The 21784-nt window shown below is 47.6% G+C and carries 20 protein-coding genes; 3 read left to right on the top strand and 17 right to left on the bottom strand.

Annotated features, from left to right (window positions below):
- Positions 1-31: 31 nt before the first annotated feature.
- The 8 genes from KD145_RS02985 to KD145_RS02950 form a co-directional block, all read right to left on the bottom strand.
- The gene (locus tag KD145_RS02985; RefSeq protein WP_212004425.1) at positions 32-598 is read right to left on the bottom strand and encodes a hypothetical protein; all 567 of its coding nucleotides are present in this window, start codon (positions 596-598) and stop codon (positions 32-34) included.
- A gap of 198 nt (positions 599-796) precedes the next feature.
- Positions 797-2425, bottom strand: coding sequence for an alkaline phosphatase PafA (gene pafA, locus KD145_RS02980; protein WP_212004424.1), 1629 nt, complete (start codon positions 2423-2425; stop codon positions 797-799).
- A gap of 131 nt (positions 2426-2556) precedes the next feature.
- Positions 2557-4137 (bottom strand): RagB/SusD family nutrient uptake outer membrane protein, encoded by a 1581-nt coding sequence (locus KD145_RS02975; RefSeq protein ID WP_212004423.1) that lies wholly within the window; start codon positions 4135-4137, stop codon positions 2557-2559.
- 21 nt (positions 4138-4158) lie between these two features.
- Positions 4159-7218 (bottom strand): TonB-dependent receptor, encoded by a 3060-nt coding sequence (locus tag KD145_RS02970; protein WP_212004422.1) that lies wholly within the window; start codon positions 7216-7218, stop codon positions 4159-4161.
- Positions 7219-7257: 39 nt separating this feature from the next.
- Complete coding sequence (locus KD145_RS02965) at positions 7258-8190, bottom strand: glycerophosphodiester phosphodiesterase family protein (RefSeq protein WP_212004421.1); 933 nt, start codon at positions 8188-8190, stop codon at positions 7258-7260.
- 78 nt (positions 8191-8268) lie between these two features.
- The gene (locus KD145_RS02960) at positions 8269-8997 is read right to left on the bottom strand and encodes an MIP/aquaporin family protein (protein ID WP_212004420.1); all 729 of its coding nucleotides are present in this window, start codon (positions 8995-8997) and stop codon (positions 8269-8271) included.
- Positions 8998-9054: 57 nt separating this feature from the next.
- The gene (glpK, locus tag KD145_RS02955; RefSeq protein WP_212004419.1) at positions 9055-10545 is read right to left on the bottom strand and encodes a glycerol kinase GlpK; all 1491 of its coding nucleotides are present in this window, start codon (positions 10543-10545) and stop codon (positions 9055-9057) included.
- A 70-nt stretch (positions 10546-10615) separates the two neighbouring features.
- The gene (locus KD145_RS02950) at positions 10616-12217 is read right to left on the bottom strand and encodes a glycerol-3-phosphate dehydrogenase/oxidase (protein WP_212004418.1); all 1602 of its coding nucleotides are present in this window, start codon (positions 12215-12217) and stop codon (positions 10616-10618) included.
- Between the two features lie 336 nt (positions 12218-12553).
- On the opposite strand from KD145_RS02950, the gene KD145_RS02945 reads away from it, so the two are divergent.
- A complete protein-coding gene (locus KD145_RS02945) occupies positions 12554-13318 on the top strand; it encodes a DeoR/GlpR family DNA-binding transcription regulator (RefSeq protein WP_113619379.1) in 765 nt (254 codons plus the stop codon).
- Positions 13319-13358: 40 nt separating this feature from the next.
- Complete coding sequence (locus KD145_RS02940; RefSeq protein ID WP_113619378.1) at positions 13359-13814, top strand: YhcH/YjgK/YiaL family protein; 456 nt, start codon at positions 13359-13361, stop codon at positions 13812-13814.
- A gap of 51 nt (positions 13815-13865) precedes the next feature.
- Here KD145_RS02940 and KD145_RS02935 read toward each other — a convergent pair whose 3' ends face one another.
- Positions 13866-14261, bottom strand: a complete 396-nt coding sequence (locus tag KD145_RS02935) for a DUF2809 domain-containing protein (protein WP_212004417.1) — start codon at positions 14259-14261, stop codon at positions 13866-13868.
- A 61-nt stretch (positions 14262-14322) separates the two neighbouring features.
- On the opposite strand from KD145_RS02935, the gene KD145_RS02930 reads away from it, so the two are divergent.
- Positions 14323-14964, top strand: a complete 642-nt coding sequence (locus KD145_RS02930; protein WP_212004416.1) for a YiiX family permuted papain-like enzyme — start codon at positions 14323-14325, stop codon at positions 14962-14964.
- A 47-nt stretch (positions 14965-15011) separates the two neighbouring features.
- On the opposite strand, the gene KD145_RS02925 is transcribed toward KD145_RS02930, so the two are convergent.
- The 8 genes from KD145_RS02925 to KD145_RS02890 all read right to left on the bottom strand — a co-directional run bounded on the left by KD145_RS02925 (position 15012) and on the right by KD145_RS02890 (position 21655).
- Entirely contained in the window at positions 15012-16037 is a 1026-nt protein-coding gene (locus KD145_RS02925; RefSeq protein WP_212004415.1) for an MlaD family protein, read from the bottom strand.
- A gap of 3 nt (positions 16038-16040) precedes the next feature.
- The gene (locus tag KD145_RS02920) at positions 16041-16814 is read right to left on the bottom strand and encodes an ABC transporter ATP-binding protein (RefSeq protein ID WP_212004414.1); all 774 of its coding nucleotides are present in this window, start codon (positions 16812-16814) and stop codon (positions 16041-16043) included.
- A 1-nt stretch (position 16815) separates the two neighbouring features.
- Positions 16816-17610 (bottom strand): ABC transporter permease, encoded by a 795-nt coding sequence (locus KD145_RS02915; protein ID WP_212004413.1) that lies wholly within the window; start codon positions 17608-17610, stop codon positions 16816-16818.
- Positions 17611-17872: 262 nt separating this feature from the next.
- Positions 17873-18358, bottom strand: coding sequence for a GNAT family N-acetyltransferase (locus KD145_RS02910; protein ID WP_212004412.1), 486 nt, complete (start codon positions 18356-18358; stop codon positions 17873-17875).
- Between the two features lie 214 nt (positions 18359-18572).
- The gene (locus tag KD145_RS02905; RefSeq protein ID WP_249219721.1) at positions 18573-19064 is read right to left on the bottom strand and encodes a MarR family winged helix-turn-helix transcriptional regulator; all 492 of its coding nucleotides are present in this window, start codon (positions 19062-19064) and stop codon (positions 18573-18575) included.
- Between the two features lie 24 nt (positions 19065-19088).
- The gene (locus KD145_RS02900; protein WP_212004411.1) at positions 19089-19874 is read right to left on the bottom strand and encodes a hypothetical protein; all 786 of its coding nucleotides are present in this window, start codon (positions 19872-19874) and stop codon (positions 19089-19091) included.
- Between the two features lie 242 nt (positions 19875-20116).
- The gene (locus KD145_RS02895; RefSeq protein WP_212004410.1) at positions 20117-20794 is read right to left on the bottom strand and encodes a type 1 glutamine amidotransferase domain-containing protein; all 678 of its coding nucleotides are present in this window, start codon (positions 20792-20794) and stop codon (positions 20117-20119) included.
- A gap of 108 nt (positions 20795-20902) precedes the next feature.
- Positions 20903-21655: a hypothetical protein gene (locus KD145_RS02890; protein WP_212004409.1), complete on the bottom strand. Its 753-nt coding sequence runs from the start codon at positions 21653-21655 to the stop codon at positions 20903-20905.
- Between the last annotated feature and the right edge of the window lie 129 nt (positions 21656-21784).

Here is a 21784-nt window from a genome sequence, read left to right as displayed (position 1 = left end):
CACTCTTTTCCTTTTGGATTCTTTTTCCATATCAGGAAGTCTGGCTGTCAGTGTCTGGCGGAACAATGTTTTGTGGGGCGTCTGAATGCAGGGTTGCATGAGTTCTGCATACATCGGCAACTGGTTGACGGGGCCTTTGCAGCAGTTGTTCGTTGAACAGGGGATATACGGCTTCTGCATAAGCCTTTACGGAGTATAGCTTTACAAGGATGCTCATGTAATTATCTTTGGTAATCACCGAACCTTTGTCGGCAATGGCAGCCAGCTTACCCAATGAGTCATAGATCTGTGCCGGCTGTTCCATTGTAATGGCTTGCAGTGCGGTCATAGCGCCCCATTGCATCCGGTTGTTGCGGCTATCAAGCAACGCAATGAAATCCTTTACATAAGATGCTATCATGGCCGGCTGTACAGCACCAATTTCGTATAGCACTTTGATACTGTCGTGCTGAATGTTTTTATCCTTGTGTTGAAGAAGTGTTACGAGCTCCTTTACAGCACCACTGTCCTTGCTACCGGCTATAGCAGCCGCCAGTTCCTGATTGGGAACTTCGTCCCGGCGGCCTAATGAAGATGCTAACTGCTCAATAATTCCCATACAAAATAATTAAATCCCAGGGCTAAAGCCCTGGGCTATTTTCGTGTACGATTATTTAACATGAAGATATAAAAACAACATTCTCTTTAAAAAACGATTATTTAACCAACTCATATAAAAGATATCAAAACATCCATCTCTTTCAAAACACCCCGTCTTAACCCCAATCTAATATAGCCCAGGGCTTTAGCCCTGGGATCAAAATTTGATAGGGCGTCCAACGCAGCCGTTTGGCATTTGGATGCGCAGCATGTCGGCGAGGGTGGCTGCGATGTCGGTCATGTGCACGGTTTCGTTGCTGGCGCCGTGTTTCACATGCCATCCCATGAATACAAGTGGAATATGGATATCGTAAGGGTTCCAGTTGCCGTGGGTGGTGCCTTTTTCGAAGCCCTGGTACCATCCTGGTTCGGGGATGATCATAACAGCGCCGGTGCGTTTTGGGTTGTAGCCGTTGCTGATCATGGTTTTGATGGGCTCCGGTATAGGGCTGTTACCCAGGTTGTCGATATCAGCGGCGAACTGGATACCGGGTTGTTGCTGAAGGAATTTGACGGTTTCTTTTTTAATGGCATCATAGTCCAGTTTGCTGGCTTCTATTTTGGCCACATCATAGTTCACGTGATAGTTCATACCGGAACGTACCAGTCCCTTCACGCCGAAGCGGGCTGCCAGGAGGCTGTCGAGGCTGCTCATCATGGCTTTGTCTTTCACGAAACCTGCTGGCAGATTATGTTCCTGCATAAAGCCAACAGAATGTGCTGCACCATGGTCGGCGGTGAGGAATACGAGGTAATTGCCTTTACCTACTTTCTGGTCCAGGTAAGTGAAGAAGGCGGAAAGATCTTTGTCGAGGCGCAGATAGGTATCTTCCACTTCTATGGAGTTGGGACCGTATTGATGGCCTACATAGTCGGTGGAGGCGCAGTTGATGGTGAGGAAGTCGGTGGCGGTGCCATTGCCGAGATCATATCCTTCCACGGCAGCTTTGGCAAATTCGAGGGTGAGGGTGTTGCCGGAAGGGGTGGTGCGCAGACTACCTGGATTTTTTTTATAGATCTCTTTTAAGTTATGGGGGAATACCGGTGCTTTTTCGCCGCTAAAGGTACCTTCCCAGGAAACATTGTCAGCAGAGCTTTGCACGTAGGTATTGATCGGGTAGAGTGTTTCCCAGGGTTTGGACATGAGCTGGGCAGGCAGTTGTCTGGCGTTGAAACGTTTTACCCACTCTGGCAGTTCATTCATATAGTAGGTGCTGGTGATGAAGCTGCCGTTGGCATCATCAAACCAGAAAGCGCCGTTGGGCGTATGTCCTGCGGGGAGAATGGAGGCGCGGTCTTTCAGGGATACGCCTACTACTTTAGAGCGGAAGTTGGTGGCCAGGCGCAGTTCATCGGTGATGGTGGATGCCAGGAGGTTGCGTGGCGACATCTGGCCGGCGGTGGAGGTGCTGCCTACTGATTTGGCGATGGTGTCTTCGGTGCAATACCATTTTCTGCCGGTTTGCTGGTCGGTCCAGTCGTTGCCCGTGATGCCGTGGATGGCCGGTACGGAGCCAGTATATACGGTGCTGTGTCCTACAGCGGTAAAGGACGGAAGATGACTGATGGTAGTGTTTTCACAGGTGAAACCTTCATTCAGCATTCTTTTAAAGCCGCCGGCTTCATAGCGGTCGGCATAACGATACAGGTAATCCCAACGCATCTGGTCTACAACGATCCCTACAATAAGCTTGGGCCTTTCGGGTGTTTGTGCCAACGCTGACAGGCTTTGCGCAAGGGCAAAGGCTCCCGTCATCAGCATGGCGGAGAGTTTAAGTCTGGTCATAATTCTTAGATTTCAATAGTGCTGTAAATAGTTAGCGGTTCTGGTCCCTCCGGCCAGAACCGCTAAGTTTATTTTGTTTTCAGCAATTATGTCTGCTTTTATGTATGAACGGACAAATAGCTGGATGAATACTAGTATCCCGGATTCTGCTCCAGATTGGGATTGAGGTCTCTCTCCGTTCTTGGGATAGGCCACCAGTAATCCCTTTTGGGATTAAAGGTGCGTTTTTCCAGTAATTTGCCGGCATAATCATAGATATCAGCGTTTAGCTCTGTTTCTGCTGTTTTCCAACGACGGATATCATTGTAGTATAATCCTTCACAGGCAAACTCCACGCGTCTTTCGTGGCGTATTTCCTTACGCATATCGTCTTTGGAGAGGCCGGCTGTGAAACGAGGCATACCTACACGGTCGCGGATCTGATTGAGCGCGGCATATACGGAGGCGTCGGGGCCTACCGCTTCATTCTGAGCTTCAGCATACATCATCAGGATGTCTGCATAACGCAGCACAATAAAATTGATTTCTGATTGTCCGGCTTTAAGGTCTTTATCAGCCTGAACAGGAGCAAGCGTGTCATATACACTGAATTTTTTTACGCCATAACCGGTGATCGCAAAACGGCTTGAATCCACCGTTTTACCCTGATACATGTCGGTAGGGAAGGTAATAGTCCCCTGTAAACGAGGGTCACGATTGATATAAGGACGTTTGGCATCGTAACCGGAAGCGGGGTCGGTGATAGGCAGGCCGTTTTTCATGTAATAGGCTTGTGCAAGGCCCAGCAATGGTGCGTTTGAGTTGTATTGGGAACAGATCAGGTCAAAGGAACTGCCCTGGTTGGGAAACAGGTATTGTACATCAAAGATCACTTCCTTGTTGTTCTCATTTTCCTTCAGGAACAATTTGCGGTAGTTGGCAAACAGTCCATAACCTGTTCCTCCCAGGTCCATCACCGCTTTGGCGGCAGTTGCAGCAGCGGCCCATTTGTTTTGATCGTTACCAGGATTCAGCAGAGGGCTGGCTTCATAGAGCAGTACTCTTGCTTTGAGTGTCATGGCGGCGCCTTTAGTAGCTCTACCTCTGTCACTGGCACTGTATGTGAGTGGTAAAACAGCCGCCGCATCGTCCAGGTCTTTCAGTATTTGTGCTACCACTTCTTCCCGTTTATTCCTGGGCAAAGTTGCCTGGGTAGCAACATTCGGCGGATCAATAATCAGCGGTACACCTCCATAGTAATTCTGTAATTGAAAATAATACAAGGCGCGCAGAAAGAGAGCTTGCCCTTTCATGATTTTTTTCTGGCTTTCGTCCATACCTGGTATTTCGTCTACCTTTTTCAGGAAGGTATTGCAATGGCCTATTCCACCATAACAATCGCTATACCTGGAGCTGATAATACCACCGCTGCCCGGCATTTGCTGCCCGGAAGCGATAGCATTAAAACTCATGACATTGGTCTTCGTATAGGCATTGGGTGAAAGAGTTTCATCCCATAAAGCGGTGGTATTACTGGATGATTTATTACCACCATATAACCCATCATACCGCAAAATGGCATAACAACCGGTCAGCCCTGCGTTGGCTGCTTCTGGTGTTTTCCAGAAAGATTCTTCTGTATATCTGTCATGTGGTGCAGTCTCCAGCAGGCTTTTGTTACAGCCTGTGGCCAGGAATCCCGCAGCCAGAATTATATAATTTATCTTTTTCATTTGATTCATTGTTGGGTGCGATTAAAAAGTAACATTCAGTCCACCATTGAAGGTTTTCAGCATAGGGTAGCGGTACAGGTTACTTTGGTCAAGTACTGCTTCCGGATCAAAGTCTTTGTAACGGGAGAAAGTCAGCAGGTTCTCACCATTCACAAAAACATTCACTTTACTGATCTTTACTTTGGACAACCATCTGTCGGGTAAGGAGTAGCCCAGCTGAAGATTACGCATTCTTACATATGAGTTGTTTCTCAACCAGAAATCAGAACCGCGGAAATTATCAACTCCATTGGTGGCGGTAGTAACAATAGGCAAACGGGCATTGGTTTTTTCAGGTGTCCAGGCATCCGTCAGCCATTCTTTGGTAGCATTGGCGCCATTCACGAATGGTAACGCCAGATTGCCTACCGGATATGCCTTGATGCCGGCTATTCCCTGGAAAGAAGCACTGAGGGTAATACCTTTATAACCCAGGTTAAACCCAAACCCAAAAGTATACTTGGGAGCCGATGATGAACTGTTCAATATCACACGGTCGTCATCATTAATGATACCATCACCATTGATATCCTTATATTTAATATAACCAGCTTTTGTTCTGCCACTCTGTGTAGCACTTTTAGCTACTTCTTCATTAGACTGAAAGATGCCGTCAGACAGTAATACATAGTAGGCATCTATAGGATGACCTTCAATAGTGATGGTATTACCGCTGATGATTTTTTCCCCCTTCAAGTCAACCACCATGTTTTTATTGTAGGCCACATTCCCATATACACCATAATCCAGGTTGCCTATGTTGTTCTTGTACTGTACTACCAATTCAATACCGGTGTTATCCACTATTCCTACGTTTCGTTTAGGTCCATTAAGATTACCTACCTGAGAAGGTATGTTAACCTGGCGCAGGATACCATCAGTACGTTTTTTATAAGCATCAACGGTAACGGCTAAACGACTTTTAAACAGGTTGATGTCTACACCAGCGTTGTAGGTGGTTGTTACTTCCCATTTGATATTAGGGTCAACTGCATCTTTAGCAGCACCACCAGAACTGAGTGTTCCACCAAAACTGTAATCTTCGCCTAAATAAACAGAAGGGAGAAAATTATAGAGGGGTACAGCCTGGGAGCCCATTTGGCCTGCAGAAGCACGCAGTTTGAGTACATCTATCAGCTTAGACTGAAAGAATGATTCTTTATCGATACGCCATCCTGCTGATGCAGATGGGAAAAGACCCCAGCGGTTTCCTTTGGCAAAACGGGAAGAGCCATCGTAACGGAAAGCTGCTTCAAACAGGTATTTTCCATCATAATCATAATTTACACGGCCAAAATAAGATTCCAGTACGTCACGGGTAGTGTTGCCGGATGTAGCATTCCAGTACACGCCTGCATTCAGAGCGTCCAGTGTAGCATCCAGATAACCATACATGCTGGCATCAAACTGATCTTTGTCGAAGTTGTCGTAACTCGCACCTACCATGGCACTCAGGTTATGTTTGGATGCAAACGTCTTCTTCCAATCCAGGGTATTGTAGAAGTGAATGTTCATGTCATTGTAGTCCGTTTTGTAGGAACGGGGTGCTGTATTGGGATTGTTCCAGTTGGTGGCAGCATTGGTTTTCGGGTCAAACGTCTGCATACGCGGTGTAAACTGTGTTAGCTGACCATCGTATTTGTCCACGCCAAATTTGATATTGTAGTTGATATCAAAAGGCAGTTTGTATTCTGCGAAAATAGTAGCCAGGAAACGTTGTACTACTTTTGTTTGTAAGCCGTTGTAGGAAAGCATACGGGGGTGTTCCCAGTTGTTGCGTCCGGCTGTTCTCAGCCAGGAGTTACCATAGCGTCCGTCTGCCAGCGTATCGGTGAGGATAGGCAGGGCTCTCGCGAGGTACTCCCAGGTAGAGCTGTAGAAAGGCTGTGTGTAGTTACGGTAATAGCCATCCAGCGTGAGGCCTGCTCTTAACTTTTTGGTTACTTGCATAGAGCTGTTCAAACCTACAGAGTATTTTTTCTCATGGTTGCCAGGTCCGAAGAGAATACCATCCCTGTCGAGGTACCCCAGTGACAACCGGTATTGGTACTTGTCAGTGCTACCGGAAACACTCAGATCATGTTTCTGGATAATGCCATTCTTGAGTGCGATCTTATACCAGTTGTTAGCCGGATAAGTGATCGGATCAGTCAGCATTCCTTTTTCGTATTCTGTGATCTGGGCATCCGTGTAATCTACTTTGGCGGTTCCTTCGTTCAGGTTAGCCTGATTTTTTAGCATCATATACGCGATCGGGTCGGTAATGATGTCCGGTAGATAGGTGGCTTTCTGCACGCCACGATAATAGCTGTAGTTGATTTTAGAGGCGCCTTTTCCTTTTTTGGTAGTCACCAGGATAACGCCATTGGCCGCACGGGAACCGTAGATGGAGGCAGCAGCGTCTTTCAGTACCGTGATGGTTTCAATGTCATTTGGATTCAGCTCGTCCATGGAGTATTCGATACCATCCACAAGCACCAGCGGATCATTATTGCTCAGTGTGCCTACACCTCTTATACGGATGGTGCTTCTGTCTACACCGGGCTGACTGTTGCTCAGGTTGGTGAATATGCCGGGAACGCCCTGTAATGCATTACTGGCGTTGGTTATAGGCCGGCCTTCTTTTTCAGTCATGGAAACAGTAGTAATAGCCCCTGTCAGCGTGGCTTTTTTCTGTGTGCCATAGCCCACTACCACCACATCATTGAGCTTTTGTACATCTTCTTCGAGTGTAATGTGCATTGGAAGTGCATTGACTACTTTTACCTCTTTGGAAAGGTAGCCGATAAATGAGATTTTTAACGTAGAACCTGCCGGTGCGCTCAGTTTAAACTGACCGTCGGCATTGGTGGAGGCCCCTTTGCTGGTGCCGGTTATCTGTATGTTCACGCCGGGAAGTGGAATACCGCCGGTGCCGGTTACCTTACCGGTAATAGCAAGGTCCTGGGCAAACAGGGCAGTGGAGGTTGATAGAATGATCCCGAGGCATAGCAAAAAAATAGCGCCCGGACGGAATGCCCGGAATCTTGTTCGCAATTTCATAAACTGTGTTTTTTTCCTGTGTTTTTTTGGTTGATTGAATTACAGTGCTTCCTGCAGCCTGTTAGGGTAGTCAGTGATAATACCGTCTACGCTGATGGCTTTCAGTTTTTTCATTTCCGCCTGTTCCTGTACAGTCCAGGGTACGATTCGTATATTTTTATCATGACATTTTTTTACAAGTTCTGGTGTTGCCAGGTTGTAGGATGGATTGTAGAACGCTGGTGTAAAGCCCAGTTGTTGCAGATGCTGTTCGAATGTGGTGTTTTTGTCGCCGGTAAGGAAGCCCAGTTTGATATGCGGGTGTGTTTTGTGCAGCACCTGCAGCGGGCGCATGTCGAAAGACTGTATCAGCAGCCGGTTTCCTAATGGTTTTAACTGTTTTACCGCCATCATGATCTTCATATATTCTTCCGGAGAAGGCTGTTCAATGCCATCAGTTTTTTCAGAAGATTTCACCTCCAGCAGGTAGTAGGCTGGTGGCAGGTTATGTGTACGGGTATAGTGTTCTACTGAGTCGATCATCTCGCCCAGCAGGGGAGCATAGGAGCGGAGCCGCTGTTGTTCCGGAAAGGCTGGATATGGTTTTTCACCGATGATAAAAGGCCGGATGTCGGCATAGTTCATCTGGTATAAAACATATTTGCTACGGTCTGCTGCCGGGATATCTTTACCATCCGGCATAGTGGTGTAGGATGGTGTGAAGGAGGCATCGTGGTAAACCACTACCTGTCCGTCTTTGGTGATGTGTACATCAAATTCGATGGTGTTGGATCCTGTTTCCAGTCCTTTGTACATGGCAGGGATAGTGTTTTCAGGCATCAGTCCCCTGGTGCCGCGGTGACCCACCTTAAAGAAGGCAGGAAGATCGCTGTTGTGTGCAGTGGTTGGTCTGGATGTTTTACAGGCTGTAAAAGCGGTTGCTGCAGCTGCCATGGCACAGGCCATCAGCCGGACATTCCTTTGTTTCTTCATTGTTGATGATTTACAGGTGTATACATTTTTTCTAACGTGTACGGGTAAGCGTATAGGCTTACCAGTTATGGCTACTGGTTATTTCAGAAACAGGTAGAGGGCGGCTGCGAGGATGGCGCCGGTCAACGGACCAGCTACCGGTATCCAGGCATAACCCCAGTCGTTATGTCCTTTCCCTTTCATTGGAAGGATCGCGTGCATGATTCTGGGGCCCAGGTCTCTGGCCGGATTGATGGCATAACCGGTAGTGCCGCCCAGAGAAAGACCGATGGCCCATACGAGCAAAGCCACAGGTACTGCGCCCAGAGAGCCCAGTCCTACGGGTGTTTTTTCTGCACCCATCTCAGCATTGGTAAAGTAGAAGATGGTAAACAACAACACAAAAGTGCCTGTCACTTCGCAGATGAAATTACGCAGTGGTTTACGTATAGCCGGCTCCGTGCAGAAGCAGGCACGTTGCAGGCCGTTGTCAGGCGTAGCATCCAGATGGTCTTTGTAGTTGTACCATACCAGGGAAGTGCCCAGCATAGCGCCTGTCAGTTGTGCGATCACAAACATAGGCACATCTGCCCAGGCAAATTTGCCGGCAAATGCCATCGCTACCGTTACGGCAGGGTTGAGGTGCGCGCCGCTATAAGGGCCCGCTACTACTACGCCAACGTATACAGCCAGCGCCCATCCGGTGGTGATGACAATCCATCCGCTGCTGTTGCCTTTGGTTTTGTTAAGTACCACATTGGCTACAACACCATTGCCCAGCAGGAGCAACAAGGCCGTGCCTATAAATTCAGCTAAAATTGGAGACATAGATATTGGTGATTTGTTGGTTTGCTACATGATAAGAAGGCATGGTTTCCGTTTAAACTATTGGGCCCAGTGTTTGGTGGCATCTACAGCCCTGTTCCAGCCCTCGATCCACGTTTCTCTGTGTGGTTGCTCCAGGTCTGGCGCAAATGTTTTTTCCATCTGCCACTGGTTGCGTATCTCTTCAAGGTTTTGCCAGTAGCCGGTAGCCAGGCCAGCCAGGTAAGCTGCTCCCAGCGCAGTGGTTTCTGTAATACCCGGACGTACTACTTTGGCCTGCAGGATATCGGCCTGGAACTGCATCAGCAGATTGTTGCCGGTAGCGCCACCGTCTACACGAAGTTCTTTTATGCTGATGCCTGCATCGGCTTCCATCGCTTTCAGTACATCCATGGTTTGATAGGCAATACTTTCCAGAGCAGCACGGGCAATGTGGGCCTGGTTGGTGCCACGGGTCATGCCTACTAAGGTGCCGCGTGCATGCTGGTCCCAGTGCGGAGCTCCCAAACCAGCAAAAGCGGGTACCAGGTATACGCCATCGTTTTGCGCTGCTTTGGCGGCCAGGGCTTCCACCTCAGATGAGGAGCGGATAATACCGAGGCCATCACGCAGCCATTGTACGATAGCACCTGCTATGAAGATGCTGCCTTCCAGTGCATAGTGAGTCTGGCCGTTTACTTTCCAGGCTACGGTGGTAAGCAGGTTGTTTTTGCTGAGGATAGGTTTTTCACCGATGTTCATCAACATAAAACAGCCGGTGCCATAGGTGTTTTTTACCATGCCGGGTGCGGTACACATCTGTCCGAATAAGGCTGCATGCTGATCTCCGGCAATGCCAGCGATGGGTATCTGTGCAGCGAAGATACCAGGCGCTGTCAGTCCGCATACTTCACTGGACTCTTTAACTTCCGGTAGCATGGAAGCAGGGATGTCCAGTAATGCCAGCAGTTCAGCATCCCATTGCTGGGTGTGAATGTTGAATAGCATGGTACGGGAGGCGTTGGTAATATCAGTGGCATGAACAGCACCATGGGTAAGGTTCCATACCAGCCATGAGTCAACGGTACCAAAGGCCAGTTTACCCTGTGCAGCCCGTTCGCGGGCACCACTTACGTTGTCGAGTATCCATTTTACTTTGGTGCCGGAGAAGTAGGCGTCGATAACAAGACCGGTTTTTTCACGGATAAGATTTTCTTTGCCACCGGCTTTCAGGTTGTCACAGAAAGCGGCGGTACGACGGTCCTGCCACACAATGGCGTTGTGAATAGGTTTGCCCGTTTCCCGGTCCCATACCAGGGTTGTTTCCCGTTGGTTGGTAATACCGATGGCTGCAATGTTACCGCCTTCCAGGCCCACCTTGGCCATTGCTTCGGTGGCTACGCCTATCTGGCTGCTCCATATTTCAGAAGGGTCGTGCTCTACCCATCCCGGAGCAGGAAAGAGTTGTGTAAACTCTTTCTGGGCAACGGAAATAACAGCCCCTGTCTTGTCAAAGATAATAGCTCTTGAGCTGGTGGTGCCCTGGTCAAGGGCCATGATGTATTTGGTCATGTTTTTCTTTTTCTACGTGGATAATCAGTATCGCTATAGTTGACAGTGGAATTACCGGTATAGTAATATGCTAGGCAGTTACAGGCAATTGTTCACGTGTACGGATATTTTTCAGCAGATAATTTTGAGCTACAGCATAAAAGGCTTTCACCTGCTGTTCTTGCCATTCCTCGTTTTTACCCAGTTCCGCGGCCATGATGGAGGCTACTTCCGGAGCCATGTCTATGGCGGCCTGTGCGTCGAGGAACAGTGCCCGCAACCTTCTGGCGAGGGTATCTTCTACGGTGCGCGCCATCTCCTGTTTAACTGCCCAGATTACCTGTGCTTTGATATAAGGCAGCCGTGGATGCAGTGTTTTAGCCAGTTCGGGCTGCATGGCGGCGATAGCCTGCACCTGTGCAGCATCACTGCCGTAAACATCCAGTGGGGCCAGCGCCATAGGTTGTTTCTGATAGCCATGGATACGCATGCCTTTGGTGTTGCATTTGGCCGGAGTGATGTTACCCTGGCGAATAGCTTCGTCTACAGTGTCTTCTGCCATTTTCCGGAAGGTGGTCCATTTACCGCCGGTGATGGTGATCAGGCCGGAGGGAGCTACCAGGATCTTATGACTACGGGAAATTTCCTTGGTGCTACCGGTATCTTTCTGAGGTGCTGCAAGCGGACGGAGGCCGGCAAACATGCTGAGTACATCGGCACGTGTAGGCGTGCGCGTGAGGTACTGGGCGGCAGTGCTGAGAATAAAATCAATCTCCTGCTCCAGCGCTACCGGCTCCATGCTGTGTGCTTCCAGCGGGGTGTCGGTGGTGCCCAGCAATACTTTGTTGTGCCAGGGCACCGCAAAGAGTACACGGCCGTCCGGAGTCTTGGGTATCATAATGGCACTGGTACTTTTCAGGAAAGAGGCGTCGAGCACCAGGTGTACACCCTGACTCGGACGTACCATCGGACGTGCGCCGGGATTGTCCAGTTGCAGTATCTCGTCTACAAATACACCGGTGGCGTTGATCACGGTACGGGCGCTCAGCTGGAAGGTTTCGCCTGTTTCCATATCGGTGGTGGTTACGCCGGCTACTTTACCATCCTGTTTCAGCAGGCCGTCTACTTTGAAATAGTTGAGCATAACGGCGCCGTTTTCTGCGGCTGTCTGTGCGATATTGACAGCCAGACGTGCGTCGTCAAATTGTCCGTCATGATATACGATACCGCCTTTGAGGCCACTGGCCTTGATATTAGGGAGGCGGTTGGTGACTTCGTTTTTGCTGATATGGCTGGATTTACCCAGGCTCAGACGGCCAGACAGCATATCATATATTTTAAGGCCGATGGTATAGAAAGGCCCTTGCCACCATGAATAGTGAGGAATGATAAACTGCTGATTATGTGCGAGGTGAGGGGCGTTGTTCAATAATAACCCTCTTTCATAGAGTGCTTCCCGCACCAGGGCTATATCTCCCTGGGCCAGGTAACGCACCCCGCCATGCACCAGCTTGGTAGCTCTGCTGGAGGTACCTTTGGCAAAGTCAGCCTGTTCGAGCAGTAGTGTCTTATATCCCCTGGAAGCAGCGTCCATGGCTATCCCCAGACCTGTGGCACCTCCTCCGATGATGATCATGTCCCAGGTCCTGGCGGGCATTGCTCGCAGGCTTTTTATGGATTCCGGTCTATTCATATTGTTATAATATATCTTTTAATTACTTTCGAAATGTTTTAAATTTGAATGTAAAATAAAAGAAAATAAAATAATTCGAAAGTAAAATAGAAAATTTAATCAGAAAAGGAAATATTTTTCTGGATGAATGGGAAAATGGCTGGGAGCAATGGCGATCATCGACTTATAACTTACAACCCTTCATAGTATTTCATTGTTATTAAAAGTGAAAGGGGTATCTGGATAAAAAAGTAACAATAGAAAATAGAATGAAATCAGACGGTTAAGGTTAGGTTAAAACGCTTTCAGAAAAACTTGTCAATAGCGCTTAATACGTTACTTTTATGCGATATGTCTATGATCAATATAGCTGAACGCCATAAGTATATACTGGATAAACTGGCCGAAAAAGGATATGTGAATGTTGTTGACCTCTGCAAGGAACTGGATGTATCGGGAGTGACTATACGAAAAGATCTGAAGCTGCTGGAAGATAAGGCACTACTGTTCCGTTCTCATGGAGGTGCCACCATCAATAATCCTTACACCAACGATAAGCCGGTCAATGAAAAAGAGAAACTGCGCAGCGAGGAAAAAAACAAAATCGGACAGGCTGCCGCAGCACTCATCGCACCCAATGATGCCATCATTATCGCCTCCGGTACCTCCGTACTTTCTCTGGCTAAGAATATCCATCCCAAAGGACACCTGACCATCATCACTGGTGCTCTCAACGTAGCGCTGGAACTCATCCGCATCCCCGATGTGGAAGTAATACAGCTCGGTGGCCATCTACGCACCAGCTCTTCCTCCGTTACAGGACCTTACGCAGAAAAAATACTGGAAGACTTCTCCTGCAGCAAACTTTTCCTCGGCGTAGACGGTATCGATCTTGAATTCGGTCTCACCACCTCCAACATCATGGAAGCCCATCTGAACCAGAAAATGATTGCCACCGTTCAAAAAATCATCGTACTCGCAGACTCCACCAAATTCGGGAAAAGAGGATTTGGCCGTATCTGTGGCCTGGAAGATGTGGATGAAGTAATCACCGACACCGCCATCTCCCCGCACGTGGTCAAAGCCATGGAAGATATGGGCATTAAAGTGACCATCGTATAAAAGTCTGCGTTTTCTGAATATCTTTGCTTTTTTAGCTCACATGATACTCGACACATTAACAAACGCCCATCGCTACCACTGCCTGGGCCCCAGGTTTGTAAAGGCTTTTGAATACCTCGCACAAACCGACTTCAGCACACTGGAAAAAGGAAAGTATGAAATCGACGGCACCAACATCTTCGCGATCGTCAATGAATATGATACCGTAGACCCTTCCGGTGAACAAATGGAAGCACATAAAAAATATATCGATATTCAGTATATCGTGAAAGGTGCAGAACTGATAGGACATGACTTCCTCCGGGAACAAACTCCTTCAAAACCATACAGTGAAACAGAAGACTATATGCTGTTTGCCGAAAAGCCGGCTTTCTTCACGCGGCTAGACCAGCACAACTTCGCCATCTTTTTCCCAACCGATCTCCATATGCCTAATCTCCTTATCGATCAGCCAGCGGCGGTTAAAAAGGTAGTGATAAAAATAGGCGTGAATTAATTGATCAGGATATAGGATGATGCAGATACCACATCATCCTATATCATTTCATCAGCTTCGGAAATAACTGGTCCGCTCCAGCAAAAACGCCAGCGCCGCCGCCATCAGCGTTCCTACCGCATAACATACACAATCACTCCACAAAAAGCCATGCCCCAGCAAAATACCCAATGGGGTATTACGCAGTCTCACGGCCCATTCCGCCTGATACAGCTGCTGTACTTCAATGGCAATACATACCAGAAAACTGATCAGCGCTACTTTGGAAACAGCCTTTAGCGGATACAAAAAACGGATACCAAAAAAGATACAGGTAGCTGAAAATACGTCACCGCCATATACGCGAATAATAGTGGGAAAATACTGCGGTGCCCATCTGGTGGCTAATCCCAGGGGTATGTTCAACAGAATAAGGATAAAATAAAGCCAACGTCTTTTAACTTTCATTCGCTAAAAATACGCTAAGCATAAGTGAAGGAAAAAATTTATCATTACAAAAAAATACAAAATGGCCAACTTAAAACTGATGGTGTTAATGTTGATATTGCCGCTGCTGACTTTAAGTGCCGGTTGCCAGCAACGTACGCCTGTAGCACTGAAAGCCCCTACAGTAAAGCCAGGAGATGTGATCTTTCAGGAGTCTGTGTCTGGCCTCAGCACCGCTATCAAATTCGCTACCCATTCCAAATACAGCCACTGCGGCATTATCTTTACCGTTGGCGGTGAACTGTATGTTTACGAAGCGGTGCAGCCTGTTCGTTACACGCCGTTGTCGGCCTGGATGGCCCGCGGACGCAACGGACATTATGTTATCAAGCGCCTGAAAAATGCAGACAGCGTACTCACCACGGCAACACTGGATAAAATGATGGAGGCCGGCAAAAAGTACAACGGAAAGGATTATGATTTTTATTTCGGTTGGTCAGACGAACGAATCTATTGTTCTGAGCTGGTGTGGAAGATATATAAGGAAGCAACCGGCCTGGAACTGGGGAAGTTGCAACAGCTGAAGGATTTCGACCTGAACAGTCCTGCTGTAAAAAAACAGATGCAACAAATTTACGGGGATAAGATCCCGCTCTCTGAGCAGATCATATCCCCGGTAAGTATGTTTAATTCCCCGCTATTGACAACAGTCGCAGAAAAATAATATCCCAGGACTTTATCCCAGTACTTTAGCTAATATAGCCCAGGACTTCAGTCCTGGGACTTGTTTAATATTTTCGCTTTTTCGGCTTGTTCTTTTTGCTCGCGTTTGGCCTGTTTCCTGAAGTAACCTCTCAGCAGGAAATTATGCTTCAGCGCTTCCATGTTCTGGTCCAGTTTGGAAGTGCTGGATTCCAGGTTGGTGATGATTTTTTTCAGGCTTTCTGCAGATTCCTGATCATGCAGCAACACACCGGCGGGAGACTGATCATTGGTGATATTTTCGCTGACAGTGCTACTGGCTTTTTTGAGATCAGCCACTACACTATTGGCCTTTTGGGCAGCGTCATCCATCTGGGCCATGGTAGCACGCAGGTGGCTGAACACCACGGTGTCGGTGATCAGGTTGTTGGCCAGAGAGCCTTTCGTCTGCAGTTTGGCGGCATAGTCAGCCAGCTTGTCGGTCAGGCGCTGAGTGTTGGCAGCAGTGGTTTTCAGGTTGTTGAGCGTTGCCTGCACATTGTTGTAGACAGAATCGTCCTTCAGCAGTTTACCAACAGTGCCTTGTCCTTCTGCGATGTGTTTCATGATCTCTTTGAGATTGCCGGTGATAGATACCAGGTTTTCATTGTTGACTTGCAGGGTGGCCATAATGTTGTCAGGGCTTAACGCTGTTTCCGCCACAATCACATCGTTGTTTTCAATAGCAGGCAGGGTTTCTGTGCCGCCGGAAAGTATTACGATTTTGTTGCCTACCAGTCCATCTGAGCCTACCTTGGCTTTTACGTCCTTATGGATAAACTGCCGTGAGCTTTTTTCGATATTCATGATCACTTCTATCACATCATGTTTGATAAAAGTGATTTTTTTGACCGTACCTACTTTAACCCCGGAATACCACACATTGTTGCCGGCGGTAAGTCCGTTAATATCATGGAACATAGCCTTTACCCGTACGGAAGGGGTAAAGGTTTTGCGTTGCCCGCCCAGAAACAGGATGGCTACAGTAAAAATGATCAGTCCAACAAAAATGAAGATGCCTACTATTACTGTGCGCTTGTTGCTTTCTTTAATCATGGTTTACTGTATGAAATTGTATTGATAAAAACTTTGAATCAGGTCGTTCTCTTTATCGAACACTTCGTCGAAAGAGCCTTTGGCTACAAACTTTCCCTCCTGCATCACAGCAATGCTATCGCCGGTTTCCTTGGCGCAGGTGAGGTCATGGGTAATGATGATGGAACTGGTATTGAACCGGCGTTGTACTTCGTTGATCAGATTATTGATTTCGATGCAGGTGATAGGGTCCAGTCCGGCAGTAGGTTCATCATACAGCATGATCTGTGGTTTCAGAATAAGGGTACGGGCAATGCCGATGCGTTTGCGCTGACCGCCGGAAAGTTCTGCCGGCAGTTGGTTGATGGTCTGCGACAACCCTACGGCGTCCAGTACAATATCCACCATACGGCGTACCTGGTCATTGCTGATCCTTTTATTGTTGCGACGTAATGGGAAAGCCAGGTTTTCCCCTACAGTCATACTATCGTACAATGCGGAGCTTTGAAAGGAGAAGCCTACCTGCATGCGCAGCTCGCGCAGATCAGCTTCGGTAAGGGTGTTCACATCCCTGCCCAGTACATTTACGGTGCCCGCATCGGGATAAAGCAGTCCTACAATTATTTTGATTAATACGGATTTACCGGTACCGGAACGTCCCAGTACCACTACGTTCTCGCCTTTATGCAGGTCCAGATCTACACCACGGAGTACACGATTGGAACCAAAGGACTTATAAAGGTCTCTGATCGAAATCACTACTTCGTTCCTGTCTATTTCTGCGCTACGTTGTTTCATACTACCTGATCGAATTTACTACCTGAACAATGATTACCTCCTCAATAAAAATCAGGAACATGGAGATCACTACGGAGGTATTGGCTGCTTTACCCACGCCCTGTGTGCCCTGTGAGGCATTGTATCCCTGGTAGCAGCTCACAATGCCAATGGTAAAGCCAAACACCATGGATTTAAAGGTGGAGGAGAACAGGTCCAGAAAGGTAATGTCCTTGAATGCTTTCAGAAAGAAAGCGGTGATGCTGGTCTGTTCATTGATATGTACATCCAGATAGGAGCCCATCAATCCCACCAGGCCGGTATAGGCCATCAGTATCGGGATGATTACGGTGGTCGCCAGTACCCTGGTCACCACCAGGTATTTAAAGGGATTAATGGCCGATACCTCCATCGCATCTATCTGCTCTGTCACCTTCATAGAGCCCAGTTCCGCGCCTATGCTGGAGCCTACCTTGCCGGCACAGATCAGGGCCGTTACCAGTGGTGCCAGTGCCCTGATTACCGCAATCGCTATCAGCGAGGGGAGCCAGGAGGTGGCACCAAACTCAGACAGAGACGGCCGTGATTGTTTTGTAAAAACAAGTCCGGTGATAAATCCAGTTAAGCTAATGAGTGCCAATGATTTATAGCCAACCATATAACACTGCCGGATAAATTCCCGTGTTTCAAAGGGGAACCGGAATAATTCCCGGAAAAAACGGGCCACAAAAAGGAAGGTGGTGTGTACGCCAATGAAAAAGTTGTCAACCCCAGGTGATATGAGTGGTTTTTCAGGTTGTCCGTTGCTGGAATCCATTTGCCGATTTTTAACTACTTAAACTAAATCTGAGCCCAATAATATTACAAAAAACGTTCTCTTTTGTTATTCAGGCCAGAACTTAATCCACATATTTTTATGCGGACAATGGCGGAAACGGAGCATGAAAAGGGTGGAAGCTTGTAGCAGTGCAGGATGGGAATTAACGGGCAACGGTATACGATGGGGGATAATTTTTTCCCCTGTCCGGAGTTTTAAAAATAGGCCGGAAACAGCAATGGCCCTGTTCCCGGCTTTCTGGTCAACAATGCAGATGATAAAATACGTCGTCTGCCGCCATCCTTGGGAAAGCAGCCGGAAGGCTGTCTGCCGCTATCTCGTCAAATCCTTTTTTCTCATAAAAGCGTCTGGCGGCATGGAGGAAGTTAACCGTACCCAGGTATATATCCCTGATACCCTTGGTGGATGCATGTTCCAGCAGGGTATCGAGCAGGGCACCGGCAATACCGAACTCCTTGCCCCGGTATTCCCGGCGTACAAACATCTTACGCAAGGCCCCGGCATCCGGTGAATACGTTATCAGCGCAATGGTGCCTACCAGCTTGTCCCCGTCAAACGCTCCCCAGAAACCACCTCCCGTCTGCTGATAGTGTTTTTCTATAGCCAGCAGGTCCTGTTGTGCCTCCAGATTGATGTTTACATTAAACTCCTGCTGCTGTATCGGTAAAATCAGATTGATTACCGCTTCGGAATAAGTATCGCCTATTGGTTTGTATGTAATAGCCATGTTGTGAACGTTTATACAAATATATGTAGTTGACTACATAAATTAAAAAAAATCTGCGAAAAATAGTCATGGCCAACATAAGGCTTAGGAATAGCTGCTCAGACTGATTGGTCCGTATTTTAGCACCGTGGGTATAATGGTAAAAGATAGCAGTGGATGGACCGATGTAATGGGGTTTCAGGTTGGATTTTAAAATGAAGGGGATGCCTTATGGCTACTGGCGGCCCTGTTCTTTTCTTATTTCTTCCGCTCTTTCAAAGAAGCTCTTTTCCTTGAAACGGGCTTCCACTTCATTCACAGCGTTCATGATGTTATGGGTGCTATTGGTAAGGTCGTTCAGCGCTGCAGTAATGATGTCCCACACCGGCTTCATTTGCGTTACCAGCTGCTGTCCTTTTTCAGTCAGGCTGATCATGCGTTTGCGGGTATCTGTCTTGTCTTTCCGGGAACGGACCAGTTTTTTGGCTTCCAGTTCTTTAAGAAGACTGATGGTGGAAGGATGCGTATAGCCAATTTCGTTGGCAATCTCTACAACGCTCAGTGACTCATTGGCATGGAGGCTGTATATCACGGGAAACCATTTAGGCTCAAAGTCAATGCCATGGGCTTTATAGATCTGTTGTCCGTCTTTTCGTAACAGTTCGCCCAGCCGTTGCAGCCGGGTAGAGATGGCCAGTATGCCGGATTGATCTATCGCATTAATCATGCGACGAAAATAAGGACTAGCCTGTTAAAAACGGGAAGAATCTTTTGTGGTATGAAAAACCGCTCCCTGCGAACCACGGGAGTCCGTTGTAAATACCACCTGCAAAGGCTGCCCCGGAACCGCCAGTGTACCATCTCCGCTTTCAAACAGTAGTTCCCCGATCCGGTACCAGCTTAGCCTCCCATCGGAGAATCTTTCTGTCACGATACCACTTACGATAGTTTGATGGATAGCCTTTTTCAGGCTGCTGCGGTACTTTTTCATCATCATGATCAAACCAATACCTGCTATGGACAGTGGCGGAGCCCAGCCCATCAGTATAATGGAAGTATTGAAACTGCCGGTATAGACCGTAATCAGCAACGCACATAACTCCACTGCAAATACCAGGGCCACCAGACCGGTTTCTTTCCGCAACCTGGATAGGTTGGCTGTGAGTATTGTCTGGTGCTGCAATTGCGCAGGATAGTTGTCGTAGCGGGCTGCTAACAATAAATCAGGCTTATGGGGATGGCTGATGATTTCAAGTACTACGGGCTGATAGGAAAGTCCTTCTGCTATCAGGGAGTGTGATGGCTCCTCCTGCACTTGCTGTGGCGGAAGTAATGGACATACCACTATACTCTGGCCGTCATCAAAGATATAACGCAGCAGCTGATCTGGGGTTAACTCCATCTTTACCAGATAACCGCTACAGATCATTTTCCGGTAAATGTTTTTAAGACTGTTCACTGCCTGTGGGTTCAGGGTCTCCAGTTGCTGCAGCAGCTGCGTATCGGCTGTCGTCAGCGGAACATTTTTCTGTTGCATCTAAAGAGCAGGGGCGTTAGGTGGATAATAGATTACGCATTGTATTAACACCAAAATAAGTGAAATTATTATGGGGGTTTCCCTGTAATAGCGGGCTACCGCAGTTTTTAAAGAGGTAGATCATCAGCTTTTAAATCCGGCTTTGAGCCGGTTCAGCAGGGGAGTGACCAGCGTTTCTATTTCCTGCGCTTCTGTTGCGGTAATACCCGGATTGTCGGCCATCCGGAAAGTAATCTGTAATATCAGGACAGCATTTCAATGAGAATCCTTGCTACTTCTTCAGAGGAAGCAGGGTTCTGTCCGGTGATCAGCAGCCCATCTCTGATGGCATAGGAGTGCCAGTCTTTTTCTTTGCTGTAAATGCCTCCGTTTTGCTTTAAAACATCTTCTACCAGAAAAGGTACCACCTTCGTGAGCTGCACCGCTTCTTCCTCTGTATTGCTGAAACCGGTGACTTCCTTGCCCTTCACAATAGATGCGCCATTGGGGGCTTTTACTTTTTTTAAGACACCAGGCGCATGACAAACAAAAGCTACCGGTTTGTTTTGCCGGTAAAATTCTTCTATCAATGCAATGGAATTCGGATCGTCGGCAAGGTCCCATAGCGGGCCATGTCCGCCGGGATAAAAAACGGCGTCATAGTCATCCGCCATGACTTCATTTAACCTGGCAGTATGTGCCAGTTTATTCTTTAATGTTTCATCTTCATTGAATCGTTTGGTGGCGGGCGTCTGGAAATCAGGCAGCTCACTCTTGGGGTCTATCGGTGGCTGGCCTCCCTTCGGAGAAGCAATGGTAACCTCTGCCCCCGCATCGGCCAGGGCGTAGTAAGGTGCCGCAAATTCTTCTATCCAGAAACCGGTCTTGTGGCCGGTATTACCCAGCGTATCATGGGAAGTAAGCACAATTAATACTCTCATAAATGTGTTTTTAGACTTATGCAGGCATACCCGCTTTACAGATAACCCACAACTGCCTGCATTGTTCTTTCATGTGCCAACTTGCCCCGGAAGCTAGTGTGCGCTGTCTCAGCTGTTGCCCAGACAAGCAACTGCTTTTTGAAGTGTCTGATCGTAAAACAAACAGATATTCTCCGGTGCGTGATGCTGGAAATGGTATCCGTCCAGGTTGCCAATGAAAGTAAAAGGATTGCCTGCTTCATCCACAGGCGCTATTACGTCGCCCTCGTCCGGAAAAAGGTCTGGGTATATGTTGTCAAAAAGACGACCTTTCTTTTGTTGTTGCCTTTCGACCAGATAGTTGTCTATCGGGTCCTGCTTCAGATCATCAGGGCTCAGTGCTCTCAGTCTTTCCAGTCTTCTGATGTCCTCTACCATTAACCCGGGCCGGTTAAAGTCGCCCTGGTACAATTTCCTGAATTGCTGATAGTAGGCCTTTTTCAGCGCATACATCGACTCATTCATGTTATATGCTATTTCATGGTCAGTGTAATTCTCCTGATAAGCTCCAGGCTCAATCTGACGGTGATCACCAAAAAAACGCCAGTCTGCATCAAATTTATACTTGCCGTCTATCACATCAAAGGCAAAAGTGTCGGGCTGGCTATACCGGGTATGATGAGCACGGGATTGTTCTCCAACTCTTCCATCGTACAATTCCTTTACAGAAACAAAGTGCAGCCATTGGCCTTCTGCGATGCCCGCCGATGGAAACATTACAGAACATAAAGGCAGGAAATGCTTTTGATGCATTTCCTGCTCGTCATAAAAAACATCTTCGTAAGCAGGAAACAGTTTGACAGCAATAGTTGAAATGTCCATAGATCAATACTTGAAAATTTATGACAGCAATAATAAGCTTTATGATAAATATCCTGAAAGTCACTGACGAGAAACGCCATTTCCGCTGTATCAGCAAAAATTGTTGTTTGTTAAAATAAAAATGTTTTA

This window comes from Chitinophaga sp. HK235 (assembly GCF_018255755.1).
Taxonomy (GTDB): domain Bacteria; phylum Bacteroidota; class Bacteroidia; order Chitinophagales; family Chitinophagaceae; genus Chitinophaga.
This window is presented reverse-complemented; position numbering and strand designations above follow the sequence as displayed.